Source organism: Rhodococcus huquni (assembly GCF_055231055.1).
The window spans coordinates 26,171-49,697 of record NZ_JBUYWE010000016.1; the positions used below are offsets into that span (position 1 = coordinate 26,171).

Genomic DNA, 23,527 nt, shown 5'->3' on the forward strand with positions numbered 1-23,527 from the left:
ACATGGAAGTTTCTGTAACCATTCGCGCCCCCGACGCGACACACAGGTCACGGCGCACCAAGCGGCGCACCCGGAACGAACCGTGAGGAATGTGATGGCTACCGGAGTCGGGCTCTATGTCGGGGAGACACAAAGCGTCGCGGTGGTAACCACCCCCGGAGCCGCCCTGCGCACCGTCGAGCGTGCCACGGTGCTGACACCGGGACCGGACGGCGGCGTCGAACTGGGGACGCGCTCCAACGATTCCGTCGAAGGGTTCGTGAGCAAGGTCGGCGCGACAGAAGGGATCCGGTACGCCGGGGCCGAGACTCGCGCCGAGGACCTGATCGCCACCGCCATGTTCTGCCTCTTCCGCGACCTCGCCACAGGTCTGCACGGTGACGTGGACGTGGTGGCCGCCCATCCCTGCGGCTGGTCGGAGGACGCAACCCGAGCACTCCGTGAATCGCTCGACTACATGGGCCTGCAGCACGCCAAGCTGGTCTCCGCCGAAGAAGCGGTCGCCGTCTCCGCGGAGTCGTACGCCACCGACGACGAGGCCGACTCGGCCGTATCCGACAGCCGCCCCGGCTGGGCCGCCGCCCACGGTGGTGCATTGATCGGCTCCGGCGTCCGGCTTCCACGCAACGCACAACCGTTCGACACGGACTCGTTCCCGGCCGTTCCGCGCGAGGAGGCGATGGCCTACTCGCAAGCCATCGTCATCCCGGCTTCGGAGCATTTCGTCGCGGCAGACATCGGCACCGCGCTCCCGGCCGCCACTCCGGCTGCGGCGCAAGCCGCACCCATCGAGAAAGACGTACCCGTCCCGGCGCGCAAACCACTGCTCCTCGCGGGCGCAGCAGCCGGAATCCTGACCTTGGCCGGCATCGCCGCCGCGCTGGCATTCGGCTACACCGGCTCCACCGATGCCCCGCCCATCCGGGATGTGACCCAGGCCGATGCCACCTCCACGACTACCCGGAACGCGCCGATCAAGTTCCCCACGGTCGCGCCGCACGAGGCCGCAGTCCACGAGGCGCCGATCCCGCACCAGGTAGCGGACCCGTTGCCGGTGGTAGTGGAGCAGCCCGTTCCTGCCGCGCCCCCCGTCCAGATTCCGACGGCAGCGCCGCCTGCGCCCACCACCGTGGAACCGCCTGCTCCGACCACCGAAACCCCCACCGAAACGACGACCACGGAGCCGACCACTCCACCCGAAACGACGACTCCGGACGAATCGACAGACCCAGCGGATCCTGAGAATCCGGACGTCCCGGACCCTGCCGATCCCAGCGAAGAAGAGGGTGCAAAGAGGGTCGCGGTCGCCGACACGCTTCTGCCCTGACCGTTTTGTCGGCGTGTCCGAGTCGGAGATCACACCCGGCGCTGAAGTTGCGCGGCAGCATAATTAAGCTGGGTCGCTGATACTTCGACCCGAAGGGACTTCATGCGTAACAAGCTGGCGCCTCGCGCCGCAGCTGTGAGCGCCGCGGCGGCGCTCATTCTTTTCTCGTTCACGGGCACTGCCCAGGCGGAACCTGTTACGCAGAACGGTGTCGATCAGCTCAGCGCCCAGGAGTTGCCGGCAGAGCTCGTCGAGGCGATCCAGCGCGATCTGAAGATCAGCCCCGAGGAGTACCTGGACCGCGCCGCGAAGGCGCAGGACCTCGGCTCCTACGCCCAGGACTTCCGTCAGCAGCATCCCAACGAGTTCGCGGGCGCGTGGATCGGTCTCGACGGCAAGCCTGTCGTCGCCGTCACCTCCGACGAGGCTGCGAGCCGCGCATCGGCCGCCGGCTACAACACCCGCATGTCTCCCGTTTCCGCGAACGGACTCGAGAAGAGCCTCTCGGATCTGAACAACTGGATCGGCGGGCTCCCGAAAGACATCTCGTCCCAGATCAATTCGACCTCGATCGACTACCTCGACAACCGAATCGTCATCGATGTCGTCAACAGCCCTGTGGGACAGGCACTCAACCTGCCAACCCTGCTGGCCAACGTCAAGGTCATGCTCAGCCCGGGTGGCGGCGGCCCGGTCGATCACGGCCCGATGGGCGGCGACACCTACATCACCACGCCAGGCGAGATCCGGGACACCGAGCTGGGGCAGATCTCCGTGTGCTCACTCGGATTCAACGGGGTCGACGGCAACGGCGACGCGGTGAACATCAGTGCCGGCCACTGCAACCCGGCTCTCGGGGAACCCTCGCCGGTCTACCTGCCCGATCCGCAGAACATCGACAACAGCACCAAGGTCGGCTCGTTCTCGCAGTCGTCCGTGGGCGACCCGGCCAACGGCCTCGACTACTCCGTGATCGCGCTGAACGACAAGGGCGTGAAGGCCGGCCTCGACCGTCCCACCGTCCGCGGCGCCAACGGCACCACCCTGCAGATCACCGGCACCGCACGTCCGGTCGTCGGCGCACCGATCTGCAAGTCGGGGCAGAGCTCGTCGTTCACCTGCGGAATCGTCGCCGCCGACCACGTCGAGACCCAACTGCACGTGCACGACGGATCCTCGCGAACCATCCGCGGATTCGCCGGTACCGCCTGCACCCTCGCTGGCGACAGCGGCGGGGCCATCGTGTCGGGCACTCTCGCCCTCGGAATCACCAGTGGCTCCAATGCCAGCGGCGCCCCCAACTGCACGGAGGCGAACCTCGTTCTGGCCCCCGAGGGCGGCACCGCCAATCTGGGAATTCCGGTCGAGGACATAGTTTCTGCCGCCGGAAACGGCCTCCAAGTTCGCACAGTGAACAGCTGATTCTCGTTCCAATCGGCCCGCCTCCTCGAGCTGTCGGGGAGGCGGGCCGATTTTTGTTACTGCTCACCTCTGTTGCGGGTGGGAATACCGGCTCCGAACCCATATAGTCGACTGCGACTCTGAACGGCTTTCCAAACGGGGGGTCGTTGTCGTGCGCACTCCCTTCCAGGAGTCGCCCGACCTGACCCATAGAAAGGCCCCCATGCGAAGCTCCATCGCACGTCGTGCCGCCGTATTCGGCTCCGCCGCGCTCCTGCTACTCGGACCGGCGACCACTATCGCCCAGGCCGAGCCTGTAGAGCCCGTCGAGCCCCAGGTCTCCGACCAGGCTGCCAAGCTCCCCGCCGAGCTCGTCGACGCAATCCAGCGCGACCTGAAGCTGAGCCCTGATCAGTACGTGGAGCAGTCCGAGCTCGGCCAGAAGCTTGCCGAGTTCACGAAGATCGCGCGCATGCAGTACCCGGATGCCTTCGCGGGCACCTGGCTCGACGAAGGCGGCAAGGCCGTCGTCGCACTCGCCGACGGCAAAGACAAGCCCGCTGCCCGCAAGGCTGCGGAGGGCGCCGGTTTCACGGTCACCGACGTCGCACAGAGCGAACGGGAACTGCGCGAGCAGGCCGACAAGCTCGACGGCTGGCTCGACAACCAGCCTCCCGCAGTGGCAGACATCGTCCGCGGCTTCGCCGTGGACATCGTTCACAACAATCTTGTGCTTCGCGCCGACACCAGTGCCGGTCTGCAGCTGCCCGACTTCCTGACGGGCGCGCGCATCGTCCCGTCCCCGGCACCTCAGACGCCGGCACCGTCGACCGACCTGACACCCATTGCGGGACCGCCCCCTGCGGACTCGCTGCTCGGCGGCGACGCCTACGGCGCGATCGGTGGCGACGTCGGACTCCGTTGTTCGCTCGGCTTCAACGCCACCAACGGTTCGGGACAGCCGGTCAACATCACGGCGGGCCACTGCGATCCCAACCGCGCGGCTGCCGGCACGCCTGGGGCATCCGAAGCATTCACCCTCGCGCCCGACGGTGGCGCCGGACAGCGCATCGGCACCTTCGCCAAGACGAGCCTCGCGAACCACGACTATGCCCTCATCCGCGCTGACGACGGCGCAGGCCACCGCCTCGAGAACAACGGCGTCCGCGTTCCCGGTGCAGCCCCGCTCGGCATCACCGGAACTGCAGAGCCTGTGGTCGGTGCACCTGCCTGCAAGTCCGGCCTCACCACAGGCTTCAACTGTGGTGTCGTCACCGCCGCCAACCAGACGGTGTCGGTCGGCGATCGCACGCTCACCAACGGTTTCTCCACCAACATCTGCGCCCTGCAGGGTGACAGTGGCGGAACGATCGTGACGGGCACGCAGGCTCTCGGTATCTCGAGCGCCTCCAACGTCGGCCAGTACCCGCTGTGCGAGGTCGCCAGCTTGGTCACCTTCATCCTCGGAGAAGGACCGGAGCTCTACGCGACACCGATCAACACGGTGCTCGGCGAGAACCCGGGACTGAAACTGCGCACTTCGTAGTCACTCACCGAACATTGTGGCCCGGCAGCAATCGCTGCCGGGCCACAGTTGTGTTCAGGGGCGATGGTCCTCCGAGGCTGGCCGCCATGTCCCTTTTGTAACAATATTCACACAGGTCACACAGGTTCGCATCGGCCGTGATTCGATCATGCGCGAAACCGGTACGTCGAAGGGACAGGTTCGTGCAGGTGAAAAGATGCTTATCGGTGGCCGCGGTCGCCGCAATGGCAGTGTCTCTGTCGGTGGCGACCGGATCCTCGGCCGCAGCGCAGGGCGGGCCCTGCGGTCAGTCGTCCGGGAGTAGCGGCAGCGCCGCGCTGGGTAGTTCGAGTGGCCTGCTTCGCGACTTCGGCCTGCCCTGGTTGACGGGCCCGCCGGACGGTGGCTTACCTCAGCTGATCGGCCGGACGAAGGCCATCGAGATGGTGACGGGCCCCGGCAGCCCGAACAACACGATCGATCGCTTCAGCGTCTCCGGCACCGACCTGGGGATCATGTGGGACGGACGCAACGGCGACGTTCTCATGGCGTTCGGCGATACCGTCGGTGACTGCGCCACCTCGGGGGCCGACTGGCGCAGCAACGTGCTGTTCCGTAGCAACGACGCCGACATCACGGACGGGATGAGGATCGACAGTTCGCCGCTCGATGCGCCGAATCACTCCAAGCAGATCATCAACGGCCTACTCGACCTGCCACCGGGCAGCCCGGTCGAGTACACGGTCATTCCGACAGCGGGTGTTGCAGTCGGGGCCGACCAATACGTGCGGTACATGTCCGTGCGCAGCTGGGACACACCCGGAGACTGGACCACCAACTATTCGGGTCTCGCCAGATCCACCGACAACGGCGAGACCTGGACGACCGAGCCGTCGACCGCGCGAGTGAACGCGTCCGGACTGGAAATCCCTGGCATCCCTGCCATCTCCGCCGGTAACGAGAACTTCCAGCAGAGCGCTTTCGTATCCGGCTCCGACGGCTGGGTTTACGAATTCGGAACGCCTTCAGGGCGATTCGGGCCGGCGCGGCTCTCTCGTGTGCAGGGTGCCCAGATCAACGATCTGGCCGCGTACGAGTATTGGAACGGATCGTCGTGGGAGCGTGACATCACGGCAGCCGCCGAGGTGATCCCGGGCACGGTGAGCGAACTGTCCGTGCAGTGGAACGACTACCTGAACAAGTACGTCGCGATGTACACCGACCCGGCCAAGGGGCTGGTGATCCGGCAGGCCGACCGGCTCGAGGGCCCGTGGAGTGGCACACAGACCTTGCTCAACGCGGCGATGTTGCCCGGCCTCTACGGCGGTTTCATGCACCCGCAATCGAGCGGGCAGAACCTGCACTTCGTTGCCACCACATGGAATCGCTACAACGTGATCTACATGCGTACCGACCTGGACGGCCTACAGATGACTGCCACTGATTCGGTCGATCGACCCGATCCCGTTGCCACCGGAGAGGCCCGAGTGGTGGGCGTCGACTTCCCGGGCGAGTAACGCGACTGGGCCGGTGGTCGCTCGGCTCGGACAACACTTGCGCGGTCAGCTTGTAGATGGCGCCGTTGGGGGATCTGCGTCGAGACCCCTATAAGGAGCATCTCTATCGAAAATAGAAGGTAAAGGTTATACTTTTGGTGATTCACTGGTCCTCAGCGACAGTCGGTCCTGCTAGTCGCAGGCGACAAGGCTGGCGAATGGAAGCAGTGGTACACCGACAATATCCCCCAGGAGGTGCGGGAAATGGCGCGAAACTGGCGCGAGGTGCGAGCTGAGGTCGCCGAGCGACTCGACGAGCAGGCCGTCGGCGATGCCAGCAAGACCATGCACGAGGAGGTCCGAGCCCACCGCCTGGTCGAGATCCGTCGCGAACAAGGATGGACTCGCCAGGAGACGGTGGCCGAGGTGATGGGAATTTCCCAGTCTCGGGTCTCCCAGATCGAGCGAGGCGACCTCCGACACGCCCAGCTCGGAACTTTGGAGTCCTACGTAGAAGCCCTTGGTGGTCGTCTACGCGTAGTGGCAGACTTTGGAGACCGGTCCTTGACCTTGGGGTGAGCACGGCACATAACGCAGCTCGCGGCACTACCTGGTCCCGAACAGGACCCTATCCACCATTCGACCTGAGTCATCGCCACCCAGATTGAGTACAGCGACCAACCCCTCGTCATCGTGGAAGATTGCTTTCTATGTACGGACACAGCAAGGAACTCATGGGCGCTGCAGCCCGATTTGCGGAGATGCTGCCGATCGACACGCCCCTCGCCAATGCAGCGGAACAAGTCCTCGCGGGTATCCAGGTGGAGATCGATGCACTCGACGCTGAAATCCAACGGTTCACCAAGACTCCCCCAGACCCCGGAGCGGAGCTGGCTGTAGCGTCCCGACAGGGAGCACATCGCGCCCTTGCTGCCGACCGCGCCCGGTGGCGAAAAATCGCCAACACCCTGCGCGAGATACCGGACCGCCCCATCGACCCATCCGGCACGGCATACGTTGTAAGACGGGAAGATCCCGACCAGTCATTTGAACGCTGATTCGATATCTGTCAATATCGACGAGTGTCGATACAAGAAGTTGATGGCGAGGCCTGCTGCGCCCCGCTCGCGCGTGAACCGTTGAGCGAGGACTGGGCCGAGGATCTGGCTCGTATGTTCAAAGCCATCGGTGATCCGGTGCGTCTACGGATGCTGAGCCTGATCGCCAGTCACGAAGGTGGCGAGAGTTGCGTGTGCGACATCTCACCGGCGTTCGAGCTGTCACAGCCGACTATCTCGCACCACCTCAAGGTGCTGCGAGAAGCGGGGCTGCTCGACTGTGAGCGACGCGGGACTTGGGTGTACTACCGGGTGATCCCGTCCGCGCTTGACCGACTGTCTGCAGTGCTGGTGGTGGCGCAGTGACCGAGACGACCACCCAACCCGTCGTCGGAAAGCTCTCGACCCTGGACCGATTCCTCCCGGTGTGGATCGGGGTGGCGATGGTCGCGGGCTTGCTGCTGGGGCGGATGATCCCGGGGCTCGGGGACGCCCTGAGCACCGTCGAGTTGGACGGCATCTCGCTGCCGATTGCGATCGGCCTGCTGATCATGATGTATCCGGTGCTCGCGAAGGTCCGCTACGACCGCCTCGACACCGTCACCGGCGACCGCAAGATGCTGCTCGGATCGCTGCTACTGAATTGGGTCCTCGGCCCGGCGCTGATGTTCGCGCTCGCCTGGACTCTCCTCCCGGACCTGCCCGAGTATCGGACCGGACTGATAATCGTCGGCCTGGCCCGGTGCATCGCCATGGTGATCATCTGGAACGACCTCGCCTGCGGCGACCGGGAGGCCGCTGCCGTACTGGTGGCCATCAACTCGGTGTTCCAGGTCGTGATGTTCGCCGTGCTCGGCTGGTTCTACCTCTCGGTGCTGCCGGGCTGGCTGGGACTCGAGCAGACCACTATCGACACCTCCCCGTGGCAGATCGCGAAGTCCGTGTCGATCTTCCTCGGCATCCCGTTGCTCGCCGGGTTCCTCACCCGCCATTTCGGGGAGAAAGCCAAGGGGCGCAGCTGGTACGAGGAGAAGTTCCTTCCCCGAATCGGACCGTGGGCGCTCTACGGGCTGTTGTTCACGATCGTGGTCCTGTTCGCTCTGCAGGGTGAACAGATCACTTCACGGCCGCTCGATGTCGCGCGAATCGCGATCCCGCTGCTCGCGTACTTCGCGCTCATGTGGGGCGGCGGCTTCGTCCTCGGCGCCGTGATGGGCCTCGGCTACGAACGCACCACCACGCTCGCGTTCACCGCCGCCGGCAACAACTTCGAACTCGCGATCGCCGTGGCGATCGCGACCTACGGCGTCACCTCGGGGCAGGCACTCGCCGGCGTGGTCGGCCCGCTGATCGAGGTCCCGGTTCTGGTCGGTCTGGTCTATGTCTCACTGGCGCTGCGCAAACGGTTCACCCGTAAGGAGTCCTGAATCATGTCCACACCGAGCGTGTTGTTCGTGTGCGTGAAGAACGGCGGCAAGTCGCAGATGGCGGCCGCGCTGATGCGCGCTGCCGCCGGCGACACCGTCGATGTCCACTCGGCCGGAACCAAACCCGGCACCGCGATCAACGACCTCTCGGCCGAATCTCTCCGCGAGGTCGGCATCGACATCTCCGGCGAGACACCCAAACTGCTCGATCCGCAGCTGGTCCGCGACGTCGACCTGGTGGTCACCCTCGGCCGCGAGGCCCGCGTCGAATCGGTGCCGGGGCCCGCGTTCGAGAACTGGGACACCGACGAGCCGTCCGAACGCGGCATCGACGGAATCGAGCGGATGCGGTTGGTTCGAGACGACATCGCCGCTCGTGTCGACGAGCTCGCCGCCCGACTCCGTCACTGACACCACCAACGTTCAGCAGCAGGCGTTCTCGGTCTGCTCCTTCGGCCCCGTTCCGAAGGTGTCAGAGTCGGCGAGGACGGTGTAGACCTCCCACTTCTCCCCCGCCGGTCCCGTGACCCACACCTTGTCCTGGGTCGCGAAGCAACAGGTCGTGCCGATTTCCTCGTCGGTGAACAGTCCCTCGTCGGTGAGGCGCGCGATCTCCGCGTGCACCTTCTCCGACGATTCGACCTCCACACCGAGGTGGTTGATCGTGCCGCCCTTGCCTGGGTTTTCGAGCAGTACGAGCTTGAGCGGCGGCTCGACGATCGCGAAGTTCGCGTATCCCGGCTTGACCTTGGCCGGCTGCGTGCCGAAGAGCTTGGAGTAGAACGTGACCGCCGACTGCAGGTCGTCGACGTTGAGAGCGAGTTGTGCGCGTGACATGACCATCCACCTATTCGATATATGTCGAAGTGCTTACGCTGACAGAATGCCACCTTTTCGACATAAGTCAAGATGGTTCGGTATGCTGGTTGCCATGCCGAAAGCATTGCCGGTCATCGATGTCAGCGCGCCCATCTGTTGCGCGCCGGTCTCCGCCGCTCCGATGAGCGACGACGACGCCCTACAGCTGGCACTACGACTGAAAGCACTCGCAGATCCGGTCCGGATCAAGCTGATGTCGATCCTGCTCACCGCCAGCGAAGGCGCCGTGTGCACGTGCGACCTCGCGACGGGCGTCGATCTGGGCGAGTCGACCGTCAGCCACCACCTCGGCCAACTCCGCAAGGCCGGCATGGTCGAATCCGAGCGCCGGGGAATGAACGTCTACCACCGCGCCCGCAGCGAGGCCCTCGACGCACTCCGACTCGTGCTCGACCCCAACTGCTGCACCTGAAGTTCAGCCGCCTCCAGTTCGACCTCTACTGCTTGGGCGCGGCGCGGACGTGCGCGCGTTCTCCCTGTTTGCCGACAAGACTGAGGAACTCCACCGGTCCCGAACTGGTGGCACCGAACCAATGCGGTGTGCGAGTGTCGAACTCGGCGGCCTCCCCAGGTTCGAGGATCAGGTCGTGCTCGCCGAGGACGAGCCTGAGTTTGCCATTGAGAACAAAAGCCCAGTCGTAGCCCTCGTGGGTGCGCAAGTCGGGCTCGGCGTCGTCGCGTCCGGTCGGCAGGATGAATTTGTACGCCTGGATGCCGCCGGCTCTGCGGCTCAACGGCAGGATGAATCGACCGTCGTCGGTGGGGATCGGACGCAAGTTGATGCGCGGGTCGCCGGTCGGTGGCGCGTCCACGAGCTCGTCCAGCGTGACGCCGTACGCGCGCGCCAGCGGCAGCAACTGCTCCAGGGTCGGACGCCGAAGCCCGACCTCGAGCCTGGACAACGTACTGGTCGAAATACCGGTCTCCGCGGCGAGGTCGGTCAGGGTGACTTCGCGCCGCTGTCGCAGCTGCTTCAGCCGTGGTCCCACTGCGTCGAGGGTGCGGTCGGTCGAGTTGTCCATACGAAAGCACTTTGCCATTCGGCAATGAGGTTTGCCAATAGGCCCGGTGATAGCCATTCTCGGAAGAGGGTTGTCGCGCTGACATCCACCGAATTCTGGGAGGACCGACATGGCAGATCCAACGGAAGAAGTTCGAGACGTAGTGGTGGTCGGGGGCGGCGCAGCCGGTCTCAGTGCTGCGTTGACGCTGGCGAGGGCGCGCCGTTCGGTGACGGTCGTCGATGCAGGCGAGCCGAGGAACGCACCCGCTGACGGTGTGCACGGGCTGCTCGGTCTCGAAGGCGTGAGCCCGGTGGAGCTGCTGGCGCGCGGACGTGACGAGGTTCGCAGCTTCGGCGGCGAGATCCTCACGGGCGAGGTGATCGACGTTTCCTGCACTTCGTATGGCTTCTCGGTCACGCTTCGCGGCGGCGCCGTCCTTTCTGCGCGTCGCCTCCTGATTGCAACCGGACTGGTCGACGAACTGCCGGACGTGCCAGGTGTGCGCGAGCAGTGGGGCCGCGGCGTTCTGCACTGCCCCTACTGCCACGGTTGGGAAGTCCGCGACCGCAAGATCGGTGTCCTGGGAACCGACCCGATGGCGTTGCACAAGGCCATGCTGTTTCGTCAATGGAGTTCCGATGTGGTGTTCCTCGCCCACGACCAAGAGCTCGAACCGACGGACCGCGCCAAACTCGATGCGCTCGACGTCCCAGTCGTCGTCGGCAAGATCGCACGGTTGGAGATCGAGGACGATCACGTGAGTGGTGTGCGACTCGAGAACGACCAGGTCGTCGAAGTCGACGCGGTGGTGGTGTCGACGCAGATGGTCGCCCGCACAGAGGTTTTCGCCGGAATCGGTATCGAGCCGAAGACCCATCCAGCCGGGGCGTTCATCGAGACCGACCAGTTCGGCGCCACCTCGGTGCCAGGGGTATGGGCCGCCGGCAACTCCTCCGACATCGGCGCACAGGTCAGTAATGCCGCTGCCGACGGGGCCCGAGCCGCCCAGCACATCAATACCGACCTGATGATGAAGGACCTCGACCGCGCAGTGGCCGCCGAAGCTGAAGTTCGGGCAAGCGACGAGATCGGATGGGACTCAGATGTTCCGGCTGTCGCCGGTTGATGCCGAGCGCCGCTCCAACTACTGCATGACCCCTCCCACGACACGAGGCGGGCCCGCTACCTTCTTCGGTAGCGGGCCCGCCTCGTGTGTCGAGAGGTCGACCGGTCAGCTCAGGACAGGCGCGTTGAAGGCGATGGTGATCACATAGCCGACGACGTCGAGCAGGACGCTGAGGATATCCATGAGTAATTCCTAGCTCTGGTTACGAACGGAGACTGATTGGAGACGGACTACTTCGCGTAGGCCGTGGTGCCGGGCTCTGCCAGCAGAGTCTGACCAAGGCCGATGCCCGCGACGATCAGCGTGGGCCCACCGACGATGATCGTGCCGAGGATGGCGCCGACTCCAGCACCCGGAATGATGCCGATGGCCGGGAACAGCAACCCACCCACAACGGCACCGGCGATGGTCCCGATCAGGCCACCGGTAGCGGTGGCGATACCCAACTGCGCACCGAATGTTTCCTGTGCAATCAGGTTCTCCTCGGGGGAGGCGACATCCTTGAGCGCGATACCCTCGATATGCTTGTCGGCGGGCACCACGGTGGCACTGGCCGGGTTCAGGTCAGGCGTGAGCGTGAGGGTGCGACCGTCGTCGCTGACCTTCTCGTCCAACGGGAACTCGAGACCGTTCAGCTGAACCGCGAGCGGAAGCGACACGACCGTGTTGCCCTGGTTGTCCTTGATCTCGACGTTTTCACCATCGCCGGCAACCTTGAACGCGCCTGCGTCGATAGTGGTGACGACGGACTTGTCCTCGATCTCGGACTTGTAGTCGATCCCGGGCTGCGTAGGAGCAGGGGCGGGATCTGCGTAAGACGTTCCGGTGGCAACGCCCATCGACGCCACCATCATGGTCGCCACAGCGGCGAACTTGCGGAGCTTCATGTGTCTCTTGTTTCCGTTCTCTGAATGTTGGTGCGCGCCCCCCGAACGAACGGCACCCCCCAGACTGACATGGAGGCTGAACAGCTTCTCAGTTCCCGCGTGCGGAAATTGGGCTGAAACCGAAGTCATAGTAGCAGGAGAATTGGACACTCTTCACATTGAAGACAGAACTCTCGAATTCAACCAAGCTACCGCTCGGTAGTGTTGCCACTCTCGACCCACTCCAGGTCAGCGAGCTACAGGGACTGGTTGAAGAATGCAATAATTCGAACGACCGACACCGGGTTTCAACCCCATTCATACCCGCGCTAATTACATTGTTGTCCTTTACTTCACCCATATGCCCGTAAAGACACAACTGCGCATTCACGATTCGATAACGCCACGCGGTGGCGGCGACGTTGGATCGCGAGCCGGCCGAGCGATCCCGACCGCCGCGCCCACAGTTAGGTGATCCTTCGGTGAACCACCCATACCAGACGGCATAACGTGATCACTCAGATGTGTCCGCTGCTCATCTCGAACCTTGTTACCGAGCGGTAGCATCGCTAAAGTTACCCATGAGTAACTTGCGCGGGTTTAGGATCACGTGCAGTCCCGCGGTGGCCGACCGCCGCCCCGAACGAAAGGCCGCGACATGAATGCCCTGACGATTACGTTGGGCACCATCGGCGTTCTGCTGAGCATTCCCGCCTGGGGGTCGTTCTTCAGCGGCGTATGGAAGATCGTCAGCGCCATCCGGATCGGCCAGCCCGCTCCGGACAGATGGCGCCCGTTCTTCCCACGCTTCAAGCAGTTGGTGGTGGAGTTCCTCGCGCACACGCGCATGAACAAGTTCCGAACGGTCGGCTGGGCGCACTGGCTGGTCATGATCGGCTTCCTGCTCGGATCCATCGTTGCGATGGAGGCCTACATCCAGACCTTCAACCCAGAAGGTCACTGGCCGCTCATCGGTGGAACCGGCGTCTACCACTTCATCGACGAGCTGCTCGGCATCGGCACCGTCATCGGTGGCATCACGCTGATCATCATTCGCCAGCTCAACCACCCGCGAGTGCCCGCACGTCTCTCGCGTTTCAGCGGATCCAATTTCCGCGCCGCGTACTTCGTCGAATTCGTCGTCCTCATCGAGGGCCTCGGCATGATCCTGGTCAAGGCCGGCAAGATCGCGACCTACGGCCACGCCAACGCCTGGACCGACTTCTTCACGATGAACGTCGCGAAGCTGCTGCCCGCCAGCCCCGAGATGGTGTCCGTCTTCGCCTTCGTGAAGCTGATGTCCGCGATGGTCTGGCTGTACGTCGTCGGTCGCAATATCAACTGGGGTGTCGCATGGCACCGGTTCTCCGCCTTCTTCAACATCTACTTCAAGCGTGAAGACGACGGCAGCGTCGCACTCGGCGCAGCGAAGCCCATGATGTCCGGTGGCAAGCCCATCGACATGGAAGAAGCCGATCCCGACAACGACACGTTCGGTGCCGGAAACATCGAGGACTTCTCCTGGAAGGGCTGGCTGGACTTCACGACCTGTACCGAGTGTGGCCGTTGCCAGTCGCAGTGCCCCGCGTGGAACACCGGCAAGCCGCTGTCGCCGAAGCTGCTCATCATGTCGCTGCGTGACCACGGCCAGGCCAAGGCTCCCTACCTGCTGGCCGGTGGCCGCACGGACATGGGCGGCGACGAGGTCGGACTGGTCGACGCCGAAGGCAACGTCCTCGAGGACAAGCTCGGCGCCATCTCCGAGGATGCGCGTGCCGAAGCCGGACGCAAGCTCGTCGGTGACACCGAGAAATTGCTCGAGGCCGGCGAACTCGAGCCCGTCATCGACGCCGAGACTCTGTGGAGCTGCACCAACTGTGGTGCTTGTGTCGAGCAGTGCCCGGTGGACATCGAGCACGTCGACCACATCATCGACATGCGCCGCTACCAGGTGCTCATCGAGTCGGAGTTCCCGTCCGAGCTGGCCGGTCTGTTCAAGAACCTCGAGAACAAGGGCAACCCCTGGGGTCAGAACTCCAAGGACCGTCTCAACTGGATCAGCGAGATGGACTTCGACATCCCCGTGTTCGGCCAGGATGCCGACAGCTTCGAGGATTACGAATACCTCTTCTGGGTCGGTTGCGCCGGCGCCTACGAAGACCGTGCGAAGAAGACAACCAAGGCCGTGGCCGAGCTCCTCGCCACCGCCGGAACCAAGTTCATGGTTCTCGGCGCCGACGAGACCTGCACCGGCGACTCCGCTCGTCGTGCGGGCAACGAGTTCCTCTTCCAGCAGCTCGCCATGCAGAACATCGAAACGTTCAACACGGTGTTCGAGGGGGTCGAGCAGCGCAAGCGCAAGATCGTCGTCACCTGCGCCCACTGCTTCAACGCTCTGGGCAACGAGTACCCGGAGATGGGCGGCCAATACGAGGTCGTCCACCACACGCAGCTACTCAACCGCCTCGTGCGGCAGAAGCAGCTGATCCCGGTGGCCTCCGTCGGCGAAGACGTCACCTACCACGACCCGTGCTTCCTGGGCCGTCACAACAAGGTGTACGACGCTCCGCGTGAGCTGATGGAAGCGTCCGGCAGCACCTTGAAGGAGATGCCGCGTCACGGTGAGCGTTCGATGTGCTGTGGTGCCGGTGGCGCCCGCATGTGGATGGAAGAGAACATCGGTAAGCGCATCAACATCGACCGGGTCGACGAGGCGCTCACCACCAACACCAAGAAGATCGCGACCGGTTGCCCCTTCTGCCGTGTGATGCTCACCGACGGTGTCACCGCACGTCAGGAATCGGGCCAGGGCGAAGGCGTCGAGGTCGTGGACGTCGCGCAGCTGATGCTGTCCTCGATCACGCGCCTCGAGCCGAAGACACTGACCGAGAACATCAAGGTCATCCCCCGCGAGAAGCCCGCCGAACCTGCCAAGGCAGCAGAGGCGAAGGCCGAGACCGTCGAGCAGGATCGCGTCGAAGAGGTCGAGGAAGCAGCCGAGACCGAGAAGGCAGCACCTGCCGGTGGCGGACTCGCTATGAAGGGCGGCGGCAAGGCGCCGGGTGCGAAGGCCCCCGGTGGCGGCGGACTCGCCATGAAGGGCGGCGGCAAGGCGCCGGGTGCGAAGGCCCCCGGTGGCGGCGGACTCGCCATGAAGGGCGGCGGAAAAACGCCGGGAGCGAAGGCCCCTGGCGGCGGACTCGCCATGAAGGGCGGCGGCAAGGCGCCCGGAGCGAAGGCGGAGGCACCCGCTGCTGCAGCAGGCTCGGACGACACAGCAGAGTCGGACAACGCAGCACAGTCGGACAAGCCCAAGGCCGCACCAGCAGCCAAGGGTGGTCTCGCCATGAAGGGTGGAGGCAAGGCACCCGGTGGCAAGGGTCTGCAGATGAAGGGCGCCGGAAAGGCTCCGGGAGCCAAGGCTCCTGCAGCCGATGCCACGGAATCCGCAGAGTCCGCGTCGACTTCGGAGGCGACAGCCGCCGAGGCACCCGCAGCCGAGAAGCCGAAGGGTCCCCCCGCAGCCAAGGGTGGACTGGCGATGAAGGGCGGCGCCAAGGCACCGGGCGCAGGCAAGGCTGCTGCCGGAGCCGCTGCAGGCGCTGGGGTTGCCGGAGCCGCAGCGGCGGCAGCTTCCGCACCGAAGGCAGACGAAGCCAAGACAGAGGAGCCCGACACCGAGGGCCCCAAGTCCGAAGCTTCCGAGCCCGAAGCGAAGGCAGAGGCTCCCAAGGCTCCGCCGGCCGCCAAGAACGGCCTCGGATTCAAGGGTGGAGCGAAGGCACCGGGCGCCGGCAAGGCCACAGCTCCGGCGGCACCCGCAGCGGCGCCGAAGGACGAGCCGAAGCAGGACGCTCCGGAACCGGAAGCGGAGGCCCCCAAGGCGGACGCAACCGAGCCCGAGGCTCCGGCTACGGAAGCGACCGAGAAGTCGGCTCCCAAGCCGCCTCCGGCTGCCAAGGGCGGGCTCGGCTTCAAGTCGGGCGTGAAGCCGCCAGGCAAGTAACACAACAACGACTGCGCCCCACCGGGATTCCGGTGGGGCGCAGTCGTTTCTCAGTGCCTCTTGGTCGTATCCTTCGCCTCGACAGCAGCGCCGACTGCGTCGATTGCTCCGCGAATCATCTCGCCGTACGCGTCGTTGCCCAGGCTCGGCGCGAGCCTGTGGGCAGCGTCGATGTGTTCGGCCGCTGCCTCGAACGAGCCCAGACGTCGATAATTGTCCGCAAGATTGAGATGCAGCGACGGGTAGAAACCGGCGACCCGTAGATCACGATGGTGTTCCTGAACGCGCGTGTCGGTCAGCGCATCTGCTGCATCCAGAGCCCGCACGTCCCAGGTGAGTGCCTGAGCGGGGTCGTCGTACAGGTCGGCGAGGTAGTGCGCGAGTGTGCAGCGGTGGAGGCTGTCCCCTGTGACTCCGGTCGACTCCCAGATGTCGAGGAGTTGCCGACGAGCGTCCTCGGTCTCCCCCGCGTGACCGGCTGTCACCGCTCGTGTGATGGCGTCCATCGCGGCGTCCGTGCTGGTTGGGACAGATGTGTCGGTCATGAGACTCCACTTTCGATGGGCATGGCGACCGTCGTCAGGTCGCCGCGATCCGCGGAACGGATGGTGATGGGCTGGCCCGGATCTCGGATGTCGATCATCACGTCGGCCCCGATCGCCGTGCCGACGGCGGGATAGAGCGTCGTCATCTCGAACCAGATGGTCTCGCTCTTCCCTTCGATCGACGCGGGCAGTGCACACTCGGATCCCGGTTCACCGGAGGCAACAAGAAGCTCGGCGCCACTCGCCCGCAGCATGACCCGGTCATCCGAATGGTCCTCGAGTACGCGGAGGAGCCGCTGCTTGTCGACGGTGATCTGTTGGACGGCTGGACCGAGCAGTTCCAACATTCGCCGATAGTCCGGGAACTCGTCCGGCAAGATCCGGCAATGCCGATCGGCGCGGCCGTCGGTGGCCAGCCGGAGTTCGTGCTCCGTTGCCTCCAGGCCGACCGATGCGCTGCGGCGAATCTCCGGAACTGCATCGCGCAGATCGTCTCCGTCGACGGTGGCCGTCCACGCGGGCGAGATGGACGTCGTGGGCACGAGGGATCGGATCGACAGCCGATAGCGGTCGGTGGCCGTCAAGGTGACAGACGCGGGATCAACCTCGATCCGCACTCCGCCCAGCATCGGGAGCTCCGGTTCCCGCGCCGTGGCCGCGAGAATCTGCTCCACCGCCGAAGCCAGCACCGGGCCTTTCAACACAGCGATGGGCAGGCACGCGCTGTCGGAGAGTGTGGCCTTGATGCCAGTCGCGGTGCGTTGCGCACGACGGGCGCTGTCGGTGACCGTGCCGACGTGTTGGTCGATCAGTCGCGCAGCCTCGGCCGGGTCGGCATCCAGGACCGCTGCCACGGAGACGAGTGACATGTCGGTCTCACGCAGACGACGAAGCAGCGTTGCACGTTGCAGCTGATCGGCGGCGTAAAAGCGGTACCCGGAGGCGGCGTCCACCTCGGCGGGCAACAGCACACCGGAATCGGCGTAGAAGCGCAGTGCACTGGACGTCAGTCCGCTTGCGCGAGCGAACTCTCCGATGGGCATCAATGGTTGATCGGGCACTCCGCAATCATGAGCCTTCGAGTTGGTCGAAGGTCAAGACCGGACTGCGCTAACCGCGATTCACCTTCGTCAGATCGCCGTCGTAATGCTCGAGCAGGAGCGGGTCCATGACCTTGCGCCACAGGCTCGGCACGAGGCACAGCCACATCATCACGGCATAGCCGGCCGGCAGTTGCGGAGCCTCGGGCATCGTGCGAAGGGTTTGGTATCGGCGCAGTGGGTTGGCGTGATGGTCGCTGTGTCGCTGGAGGTGATAGAGAAAAAGGTTGCTGCACAGGTGGTCGCTGTTCCAACTGTGCTTGTAGGAGCAGCGCTCGTAACGGCCGTTGGCCTTGCGCTCACGCAGCAATCCGTAATGCTCGAGGTAGTTCGCGCACTCGAGCATCAGGATCGCGAAACCGGCCTGGAACACGAGCCAGGGCGCCACCGACCACCCGAACGCTGCAATCAGCCCGCCGAACAGAACGACGCTCATGGCCCACGCCGTGAGTACATCGTTCTCCAGGCTCCACACCCGCTTACCGCGACGACGGAGCCGGGCGCTCTCGTGAGCCCACGCGGAGCGGATACCGCCCGCTACCGACCTGGGAGCAAACCTCCAGAAAGTCTCCCCGTAACGCGCGGAGGCCGCGTCTTCCGGTGTCGCTACACGAAGGTGGTGGCCGTGGTTGTGTTCGACGTAGAAGTGTCCGTAGAACGACTGCGCGAGAGCAACCTTCGCCAGCCATCGCTCGTGTTCGGTGCGCTTGTGTCCGAGCTCGTGTGCGGCGTTGATGCCGATGCCCGCGACGACTCCGACGGTGGAAGCCAGGGCCAACCGCTCCGGCCAGCCCATCGGTGCGTTGACCCACAGGTAGCAGGCCAACACCAGGCCTGCGTACTGAGCAGGGAGAAAGAGATAGGTGCACCAGCGGTAGAAGACGTCGTTCTCGAGCGCTTCGAACTCGTCGTCGCTCGGGTTGTGCTTGTCGGGGCCGGTGAACAGATCGACGAGCGGGATGACGAATGCCATCAGCATCAGACCGAAGGCCCAGAAGAGGCCTGGGCCGAGCAACTCCACGAGGGCCCACGCCAGAAAGGGGCTGAGGGGCACCACGGCACCGAACAGCCACAGATAGCGCTTGGTACGCCCCTGCGACACGGTCGCGCGCGCGTTCGATTCCCCCACTATGTCTTTCGTCCCTGCTCGAAGCCCGACGTTCCGTTATAGATTCGATATATTAGCACCCGCGAACCGGAAATCCACCTGTGAGAATCCCCCAATATTCCGGCAATGTGCGGGCAACTCGACCTGGCAGTCACCCACGAGCACTACCCGGCTGGGACAGGAACGCTCGACCTGACCGACCGCGCGGCACCCGGAGAGATCCCGACGGTGCGTTTGAAAGCCCGACTGAATGCCGCCTCGGAGGCGTAGCCCAACCGAGTGGCGAGGGCGGTGATGGGAACGTCGTCGGCTTGCAACCAGTCGAGTGCCACCTGCATCCGCCAGCGGGTCACGTATTGCATCACCGACTCGCCCACGAGTTCCGTGAATCGCGCCGCGAACGCAGATCGCGACATCGCCGTCGCCTGCGCCAGGGACGCCACCGACCACGGCCGAGCCGGGTCGTGGTGCACGAGTGACATGGCTCGACCGATCCGGGGATCCTGCAGCGCCCCCAGCCATCCGGTCTGCCCCACCGGATCAGCGTCGATCCACGCGCGGATCGCCTGGATGACCAAGATGTCCGACAGTCTGGTGATCACCGCCTCGCCGCCGGGCCGAAGTGCACTCCCCTCCGCCGCGATGAGTCTGAGCGTGCTCCGCATCCATTCGGATTCCGGCGACGCCGACCCCAGCGAGCCTTCGATGACGACCGTTCTGGGCAACAGCGCCACCAGGTTTCGCGCTGCCGGGTGCCCGAAACGGACCGTGCCACACACGATGCTCGCGTGAGCCCCACCGCCGCCGTGCCGCAGTATCGCATAGCGATCGCTCGCGTAGTCGTAGTCCAGCTTCTCCACCCTCGCGGACGGCGCACCGGCATTGCTGACCAGCCGGTGACCTTGACCGTGCGGTACCAAAGCGAAGTCGCCGGACTGTAGGTGCCGCGGCTCGTCGCCATCGAGTTCCAGCACGCAACTGCCGGAGTTCACGACGTGGAACCACATCGACCCGGGCTCGGGACCCAGGTCCAGCCCCCAGGGCGCGGTCAGCTCCGACCGGCAGTAGAACGTGCCCGACATCCGCAGCACGTGCAGCGCCTCGCCCAACGGGTCGGGGGTGGTCCAGGGATCTTCGCCTCGCATGTATTGAGTCTGCGACCTGGATCGCAGCACGTCCACAGAAGCTGGACGAATGGGCAGGATTGCGCGACGAACAGTCATTGTTCCGCCAGTCGACGACTCGAAGAATGGACTGCAGGCAATCCATCCGAGCAGTCCAGAGTCAGGAACAGCCATGAAACTCGCAGTATTCGGAGCCACCGGCAGCGTCGGAACTCACGTCACCTCGCAGGCGCTCCAACAGGGACACGAGATCACCGCCTTCACCCGCGACCCCGCTCGAGTGCAGCAACAGCACGAACGTCTGACCGTCGCTCAGGGTGATGTCACCGATCCGAAGGCCGTGCTGCGCACCGTCGCCGGGCAGGACGCCGTGATCGTCACGCTCGGCGCCGGCAGGAAGGGCGATGTGCGGGCACGCGGCACCAAGACGATCATCGACGCGATGGACGAGGCCGGGGTGCGGCGCTTGATCTGCCAGTCCACGCTCGGAGTCGGCGACAGTTGGGACACCCTGAACTTCTTGTGGAAGCGCATCATGTTCGGGCTGCTGCTGCGCGACGCGTACGCCGACCATGTGGAACAGGAGCGCTACGTGCAACACAGCGATCTCGATTGGACGATCGTTCGGCCCTCGGCCTTCACGGACGGCGCGCGCACCGGAAAGTATCAGCGCGGATTCGGATACGACCGCATGACGAAGCTGAAGGTCTCCCGCGCCGACGTTGCCGACTTCATCATCGACCAACTCACCGACGACGAGTACCTCCGTCGGACGCCGGCAGTCTCGTACTAGGGCCTCGGACGAGGTCCGATCACGCAGGCAGCCACGCCCCGTGAAGCCCGGCCGGGACTCGGATCGGCATTCGCACTTTCGCGAGCGGACCCGAAGCCGGGTCCTCGGCGGGCAGCACGAAGAACCACGACTCCCCGGCGGCGAGGTCGGTGCCGATGGTGCCCCAGTACTCGTGCTCGGCGCCCGGCATGAAGATGGGTTCTCCCACCGAGCATCCGTCCTGTTTCCAATGTGCTTCCGAGCCCGTCTCCGTGTCGAAGAACCACAGCGAATCCATGCCGCCCGCATGTCCTCCGGTCTTTCCCACCGTGGCAATCGTCCGATGGCCGCGGGTGATTCTGCGGTCGTCCACCCTCGGGAACTCCACGTCGCGGTCACACACCACGTCGCGGCCGACCCGGCCTGTAATGGGATCCAGGACCGCGCGCACCAGGGCTCCCTCGCACGGCCGGTCCTCCTCGGCGAATCCACCGGGGTACGGCCACTCCACGTAATCGACATTGACACGGCCGTCCGGAAGGTCGAAGGCGTTGGCGAAGTGCCACACCCAGAACGCCTCGCGATCCACCCAGCGCACGTCGCCGCCATCACGCGGTATCAGCGCGATGCGCGTGCCGTCGTCGCGGCGCCAGTCGAGAATCGCCCCGCCGGTCATCGCAGCTTCGATGTCGAAGACGAGCGGACACAACATCAGCACCACGTAGCGCTCCGTCAGAGCCATGTCGTGGATCATCAGCGACTTGTCCACCCCCGCAACCGGTGTCGGCTTCCGGACCACCGACCCGTCGGCGCCCACCACCGACCACGTCAGGTACGGGGCCTCGAGCAGATAGTTGAACAGCACCATCTCGCCGGTCACCGGGTCGATCTTCGGGTGCGCGGTGCTACCTACCGCGAGCGCACCGTCACAGGTCTCGCGCCCCAAAGTCCGGAGCTCTGCATCCAATCCGAAGGGCAAAGTCGTCTCGGCCATCGCCAACAGCCGTCCACCGTGACGGACGATGTTGATATCCGGCAGCTCTCGTTGTGTTCCCGCAAGTTCCGGCCCCACTTCGTCCTCGCCGGGCGTGTACATATCGGTCACTCCCGGCCAGATCACGTGCCCAGCAGACTCTTCGGCCGCCACCATCGGGGTACGAACGAACCTGTTCGTGTATCGCGGAGGTCCGTCACCCAATTCGACGCGATGAACCATGGCGTCTCCGTCGAGCGGGTAGATGTACGTTCCGATCGGGTCGAAACGGGGGTTCGGGCCGTTGCGCAGATACGCCCCGTGGAGATCGGCCGGTAGCTCGCCGATGACGTCGAGGCCACGAACATCCACTTCGTCGCGCTGAGGCTCGAACAGACCGGTCAGGTGTGCGTGATGGGCCACATCCACCGGAGCTGGACGGGTCGAAGGCTGAGAATCTGCAACACTCATCGGGCACCTGCCGAGTCGCTGAACAGTGTGAATCCACGGTAACACCGCGCTAGGCCCCAATGGATCGAACCCGATGGATCGAAACTATGGGCTCGCCAGCTGCGCAGCGCCGAGGCAGGCCACGCCCACTCCGATCACCGCGATGGGCACCTCGGGGAATCGTCTCGCCGCAACCGCCAACATCGCCGCGGCCGTCGCGGTCGAAACCGAGGAGAACGGCGACCGCCTGCCCACGAGCGTCGGCTCCCGTCGCACGGCCGCTATCGATGTCGCCGAAAAACCTGCCGCGAGAAGACCCATCGCGATGCTGTAGCCGGTATCGAGGTCGTGCACGCTGCGGGTGATTCCGCCCTCGAACATGCGGACCGGCGTGGATTCGGCGAGGTCGTGCACCGCCCGCTCGCCGTCGCCAGGTGTACCGAAGACATGCACGACGGCGATGTGCGCGAGGCCGACGAACCCCACCAGACCCGCTCCGACGACGTGCAGACGAGTTGGCAGCCGCTTCACCGCTGCGACTTTCGTGAGGGACATGACCTGCTCCTGCCGTCGGAAGATGGTATATACGAAACTCTAGTATCGAAACTACGGTTTCGTATAGTGGCGAGCATGAATTCGTCCCAGTCGGGCAGACCCCGCGACGACAGAATCGACCGGGCGGTACCTGTCGCGGTGCGCGAACTTCTCGCCGAAGTCGGCTACGGACGCTTCACCGTCGACCAGGTGGCAACCAGGGCAGGTGTCGGCAAGGCAGCGATCTACCGCCGCTTCGGATCCAAGGCCGAGATGGTGTTCGCATCGGCGGTGCACGGCGTCGACACCGGTCCCACAACGGACACCGGCCGACTCGACACCGATCTGCGCGCCCTGGTGGGGCAGGTCCACGCCGTCATGAACACACCCGCCGCGCGCATCGCGCTACCCGCGCTGATCGAGACACTCACTGCGGACGACACCTTCCGCGAACGACTCGGGGACACCTTTCTCGCCAGTGAACTCGCGGACGTTCGCGAGATCTGCGAGCGTGCCCGCGCCCGAGGCGAACTAGCGGACGACATCGACATCGATCTGGCCCACCTGATGATCACCGGCCCGCTGATCGGCGCACTGTTCGTCTTTCACGTCCCTGTCACGGACCAACTCCTCGACGGAATCGCCCGTTCCATCCACCTCTCGCTCACGTCGCCCGTGCGCGGTTGACGAGTCCCTGGACTCGGTGGATTCACGCAGTCGTTGCAACAAGTAGTTCGTTGAGTTGTTCGGTTGGAGTGTTCCACAGGAGGGTTTTGCGGGGTCGCCCGTTGAGTTCGGCGGCGACC

General features: G+C 64.8%; 23 protein-coding genes. 14 read left to right on the plus strand and 9 right to left on the minus strand.

The annotated features are described in order from the left end of the window. The first annotated feature begins 94 nt into the window (after positions 1-94). From ACZI8R_RS20165 to ACZI8R_RS20205, 9 genes are all read left to right on the plus strand, one after another. Positions 95-1,327 (plus strand): hypothetical protein, encoded by a 1,233-nt coding sequence (locus tag ACZI8R_RS20165; RefSeq protein ID WP_463381447.1) that lies wholly within the window; start codon positions 95-97, stop codon positions 1,325-1,327. 102 nt (positions 1,328-1,429) lie between these two features. Next, on the plus strand, positions 1,430-2,749 hold the full coding sequence (locus ACZI8R_RS20170; RefSeq protein WP_463381448.1) for a S1 family peptidase: 1,320 nt from the start codon (positions 1,430-1,432) through the stop codon (positions 2,747-2,749). A 202-nt stretch (positions 2,750-2,951) separates the two neighbouring features. Then, positions 2,952-4,274, plus strand: a complete 1,323-nt coding sequence (locus ACZI8R_RS20175) for a S1 family peptidase (RefSeq protein WP_463381449.1) — start codon at positions 2,952-2,954, stop codon at positions 4,272-4,274. A 224-nt stretch (positions 4,275-4,498) separates the two neighbouring features. After that, positions 4,499-5,770, plus strand: coding sequence for a glycoside hydrolase family 183 protein (locus tag ACZI8R_RS20180; RefSeq protein WP_463381450.1), 1,272 nt, complete (start codon positions 4,499-4,501; stop codon positions 5,768-5,770). A gap of 243 nt (positions 5,771-6,013) precedes the next feature. Continuing rightward, positions 6,014-6,328, plus strand: a complete 315-nt coding sequence (locus ACZI8R_RS20185) for a helix-turn-helix domain-containing protein (protein WP_463381451.1) — start codon at positions 6,014-6,016, stop codon at positions 6,326-6,328. Positions 6,329-6,483: 155 nt separating this feature from the next. After that, the gene (locus ACZI8R_RS20190) at positions 6,484-6,807 is read left to right on the plus strand and encodes a hypothetical protein (RefSeq protein WP_463381452.1); all 324 of its coding nucleotides are present in this window, start codon (positions 6,484-6,486) and stop codon (positions 6,805-6,807) included. A gap of 24 nt (positions 6,808-6,831) precedes the next feature. Then, positions 6,832-7,173, plus strand: a complete 342-nt coding sequence (locus tag ACZI8R_RS20195; RefSeq protein WP_463381453.1) for an ArsR/SmtB family transcription factor — start codon at positions 6,832-6,834, stop codon at positions 7,171-7,173. Then, on the plus strand, positions 7,170-8,234 hold the full coding sequence (gene arsB / locus ACZI8R_RS20200; protein WP_463381454.1) for an ACR3 family arsenite efflux transporter: 1,065 nt from the start codon (positions 7,170-7,172) through the stop codon (positions 8,232-8,234). The genes ACZI8R_RS20195 and arsB overlap by 4 nt, the downstream gene beginning before the upstream one ends. 3 nt (positions 8,235-8,237) lie before the next feature. Continuing rightward, positions 8,238-8,645 carry an arsenate-mycothiol transferase ArsC gene (locus tag ACZI8R_RS20205; protein ID WP_463381455.1) on the plus strand — a complete coding sequence of 136 codons (408 nt, stop codon included), beginning with the start codon at positions 8,238-8,240 and terminating at the stop codon, positions 8,643-8,645. A gap of 12 nt (positions 8,646-8,657) precedes the next feature. On the opposite strand, the gene ACZI8R_RS20210 is transcribed toward ACZI8R_RS20205, so the two are convergent. Continuing rightward, positions 8,658-9,071, minus strand: coding sequence for an ArsI/CadI family heavy metal resistance metalloenzyme (locus ACZI8R_RS20210; protein ID WP_463381456.1), 414 nt, complete (start codon positions 9,069-9,071; stop codon positions 8,658-8,660). A gap of 94 nt (positions 9,072-9,165) precedes the next feature. Here ACZI8R_RS20210 and ACZI8R_RS20215 point away from each other — a divergent pair, with 94 nt between their 5' ends. Continuing rightward, positions 9,166-9,525, plus strand: coding sequence for an Rv2640c family ArsR-like transcriptional regulator (locus ACZI8R_RS20215; protein WP_463381457.1), 360 nt, complete (start codon positions 9,166-9,168; stop codon positions 9,523-9,525). A gap of 25 nt (positions 9,526-9,550) precedes the next feature. Here ACZI8R_RS20215 and ACZI8R_RS20220 read toward each other — a convergent pair whose 3' ends face one another. Beyond that, positions 9,551-10,135, minus strand: coding sequence for a helix-turn-helix domain-containing protein (locus ACZI8R_RS20220; RefSeq protein WP_463381458.1), 585 nt, complete (start codon positions 10,133-10,135; stop codon positions 9,551-9,553). A 109-nt stretch (positions 10,136-10,244) separates the two neighbouring features. On the opposite strand from ACZI8R_RS20220, the gene ACZI8R_RS20225 reads away from it, so the two are divergent. Further along, a complete protein-coding gene (locus tag ACZI8R_RS20225; protein ID WP_463381459.1) occupies positions 10,245-11,243 on the plus strand; it encodes an NAD(P)/FAD-dependent oxidoreductase in 999 nt (332 codons plus the stop codon). Positions 11,244-11,473: 230 nt separating this feature from the next. Here the strand turns inward: ACZI8R_RS20225 and ACZI8R_RS20230 are convergent, their stop codons facing one another. Continuing rightward, the gene (locus ACZI8R_RS20230; protein ID WP_463381460.1) at positions 11,474-12,130 is read right to left on the minus strand and encodes a DUF456 domain-containing protein; all 657 of its coding nucleotides are present in this window, start codon (positions 12,128-12,130) and stop codon (positions 11,474-11,476) included. A 637-nt stretch (positions 12,131-12,767) separates the two neighbouring features. On the opposite strand from ACZI8R_RS20230, the gene ACZI8R_RS20235 reads away from it, so the two are divergent. After that, positions 12,768-16,115 carry a (Fe-S)-binding protein gene (locus ACZI8R_RS20235; protein ID WP_463381461.1) on the plus strand — a complete coding sequence of 1,116 codons (3,348 nt, stop codon included), beginning with the start codon at positions 12,768-12,770 and terminating at the stop codon, positions 16,113-16,115. Positions 16,116-16,165: 50 nt separating this feature from the next. On the opposite strand, the gene ACZI8R_RS20240 is transcribed toward ACZI8R_RS20235, so the two are convergent. From ACZI8R_RS20240 to ACZI8R_RS20255, 4 genes are all read right to left on the minus strand, one after another. Beyond that, on the minus strand, positions 16,166-16,660 hold the full coding sequence (locus ACZI8R_RS20240) for a hypothetical protein (RefSeq protein ID WP_463381462.1): 495 nt from the start codon (positions 16,658-16,660) through the stop codon (positions 16,166-16,168). Next, entirely contained in the window at positions 16,657-17,721 is a 1,065-nt protein-coding gene (locus ACZI8R_RS20245) for a DNA polymerase III subunit beta family protein (RefSeq protein WP_463381463.1), read from the minus strand. Before ACZI8R_RS20245 ends, ACZI8R_RS20240 begins: the two co-directional genes overlap by 4 nt. Before the next feature lie 49 nt (positions 17,722-17,770). Next, positions 17,771-18,889: an alkane 1-monooxygenase gene (locus ACZI8R_RS20250; RefSeq protein ID WP_463381464.1), complete on the minus strand. Its 1,119-nt coding sequence runs from the start codon at positions 18,887-18,889 to the stop codon at positions 17,771-17,773. A 143-nt stretch (positions 18,890-19,032) separates the two neighbouring features. Beyond that, positions 19,033-20,013, minus strand: a complete 981-nt coding sequence (locus ACZI8R_RS20255; RefSeq protein ID WP_463381465.1) for an AraC family transcriptional regulator — start codon at positions 20,011-20,013, stop codon at positions 19,033-19,035. Between the two features lie 151 nt (positions 20,014-20,164). On the opposite strand from ACZI8R_RS20255, the gene ACZI8R_RS20260 reads away from it, so the two are divergent. Further along, positions 20,165-20,785: an NAD(P)-dependent oxidoreductase gene (locus ACZI8R_RS20260; protein WP_463381466.1), complete on the plus strand. Its 621-nt coding sequence runs from the start codon at positions 20,165-20,167 to the stop codon at positions 20,783-20,785. 19 nt (positions 20,786-20,804) lie between these two features. Here ACZI8R_RS20260 and ACZI8R_RS20265 read toward each other — a convergent pair whose 3' ends face one another. Both ACZI8R_RS20265 and ACZI8R_RS20270 read right to left on the minus strand, forming a co-directional pair. Further along, positions 20,805-22,208, minus strand: a complete 1,404-nt coding sequence (locus ACZI8R_RS20265; protein WP_463381467.1) for a carotenoid oxygenase family protein — start codon at positions 22,206-22,208, stop codon at positions 20,805-20,807. Between the two features lie 84 nt (positions 22,209-22,292). Then, positions 22,293-22,742, minus strand: a complete 450-nt coding sequence (locus ACZI8R_RS20270; RefSeq protein ID WP_463381468.1) for an LIC_13387 family protein — start codon at positions 22,740-22,742, stop codon at positions 22,293-22,295. A gap of 75 nt (positions 22,743-22,817) precedes the next feature. Between ACZI8R_RS20270 and ACZI8R_RS20275 the strand changes: the two genes are divergently transcribed. Then, complete coding sequence (locus ACZI8R_RS20275) at positions 22,818-23,408, plus strand: TetR/AcrR family transcriptional regulator (RefSeq protein ID WP_463381469.1); 591 nt, start codon at positions 22,818-22,820, stop codon at positions 23,406-23,408. Positions 23,409-23,527 lie beyond the last annotated feature (119 nt).

Coding starts and splice junctions, on each gene's coding strand:
- ACZI8R_RS20165 (WP_463381447.1), top strand. CDS start 95: ATGGCTACCGGAGTCGGGCTCTATGTCGGGGAGACACAAAGCGTCGCG.
- ACZI8R_RS20170 (WP_463381448.1), top strand. CDS start 1,430: ATGCGTAACAAGCTGGCGCCTCGCGCCGCAGCTGTGAGCGCCGCGGCG.
- ACZI8R_RS20175 (WP_463381449.1), top strand. CDS start 2,952: ATGCGAAGCTCCATCGCACGTCGTGCCGCCGTATTCGGCTCCGCCGCG.
- ACZI8R_RS20180 (WP_463381450.1), top strand. CDS start 4,499: ATGGCAGTGTCTCTGTCGGTGGCGACCGGATCCTCGGCCGCAGCGCAG.
- ACZI8R_RS20185 (WP_463381451.1), top strand. CDS start 6,014: ATGGCGCGAAACTGGCGCGAGGTGCGAGCTGAGGTCGCCGAGCGACTC.
- ACZI8R_RS20190 (WP_463381452.1), top strand. CDS start 6,484: ATGGGCGCTGCAGCCCGATTTGCGGAGATGCTGCCGATCGACACGCCC.
- ACZI8R_RS20205 (WP_463381455.1), top strand. CDS start 8,238: ATGTCCACACCGAGCGTGTTGTTCGTGTGCGTGAAGAACGGCGGCAAG.
- ACZI8R_RS20210 (WP_463381456.1), bottom strand. CDS start 9,071: ATGTCACGCGCACAACTCGCTCTCAACGTCGACGACCTGCAGTCGGCG.
- ACZI8R_RS20215 (WP_463381457.1), top strand. CDS start 9,166: ATGCCGAAAGCATTGCCGGTCATCGATGTCAGCGCGCCCATCTGTTGC.
- ACZI8R_RS20220 (WP_463381458.1), bottom strand. CDS start 10,135: ATGGACAACTCGACCGACCGCACCCTCGACGCAGTGGGACCACGGCTG.
- ACZI8R_RS20225 (WP_463381459.1), top strand. CDS start 10,245: ATGGCAGATCCAACGGAAGAAGTTCGAGACGTAGTGGTGGTCGGGGGC.
- ACZI8R_RS20230 (WP_463381460.1), bottom strand. CDS start 12,130: ATGAAGCTCCGCAAGTTCGCCGCTGTGGCGACCATGATGGTGGCGTCG.
- ACZI8R_RS20235 (WP_463381461.1), top strand. CDS start 12,768: ATGAATGCCCTGACGATTACGTTGGGCACCATCGGCGTTCTGCTGAGC.
- ACZI8R_RS20240 (WP_463381462.1), bottom strand. CDS start 16,660: ATGACCGACACATCTGTCCCAACCAGCACGGACGCCGCGATGGACGCC.
- ACZI8R_RS20255 (WP_463381465.1), bottom strand. CDS start 20,013: ATGCGAGGCGAAGATCCCTGGACCACCCCCGACCCGTTGGGCGAGGCG.
- ACZI8R_RS20260 (WP_463381466.1), top strand. CDS start 20,165: ATGAAACTCGCAGTATTCGGAGCCACCGGCAGCGTCGGAACTCACGTC.
- ACZI8R_RS20265 (WP_463381467.1), bottom strand. CDS start 22,208: ATGAGTGTTGCAGATTCTCAGCCTTCGACCCGTCCAGCTCCGGTGGAT.
- ACZI8R_RS20270 (WP_463381468.1), bottom strand. CDS start 22,742: ATGTCCCTCACGAAAGTCGCAGCGGTGAAGCGGCTGCCAACTCGTCTG.
- ACZI8R_RS20275 (WP_463381469.1), top strand. CDS start 22,818: ATGAATTCGTCCCAGTCGGGCAGACCCCGCGACGACAGAATCGACCGG.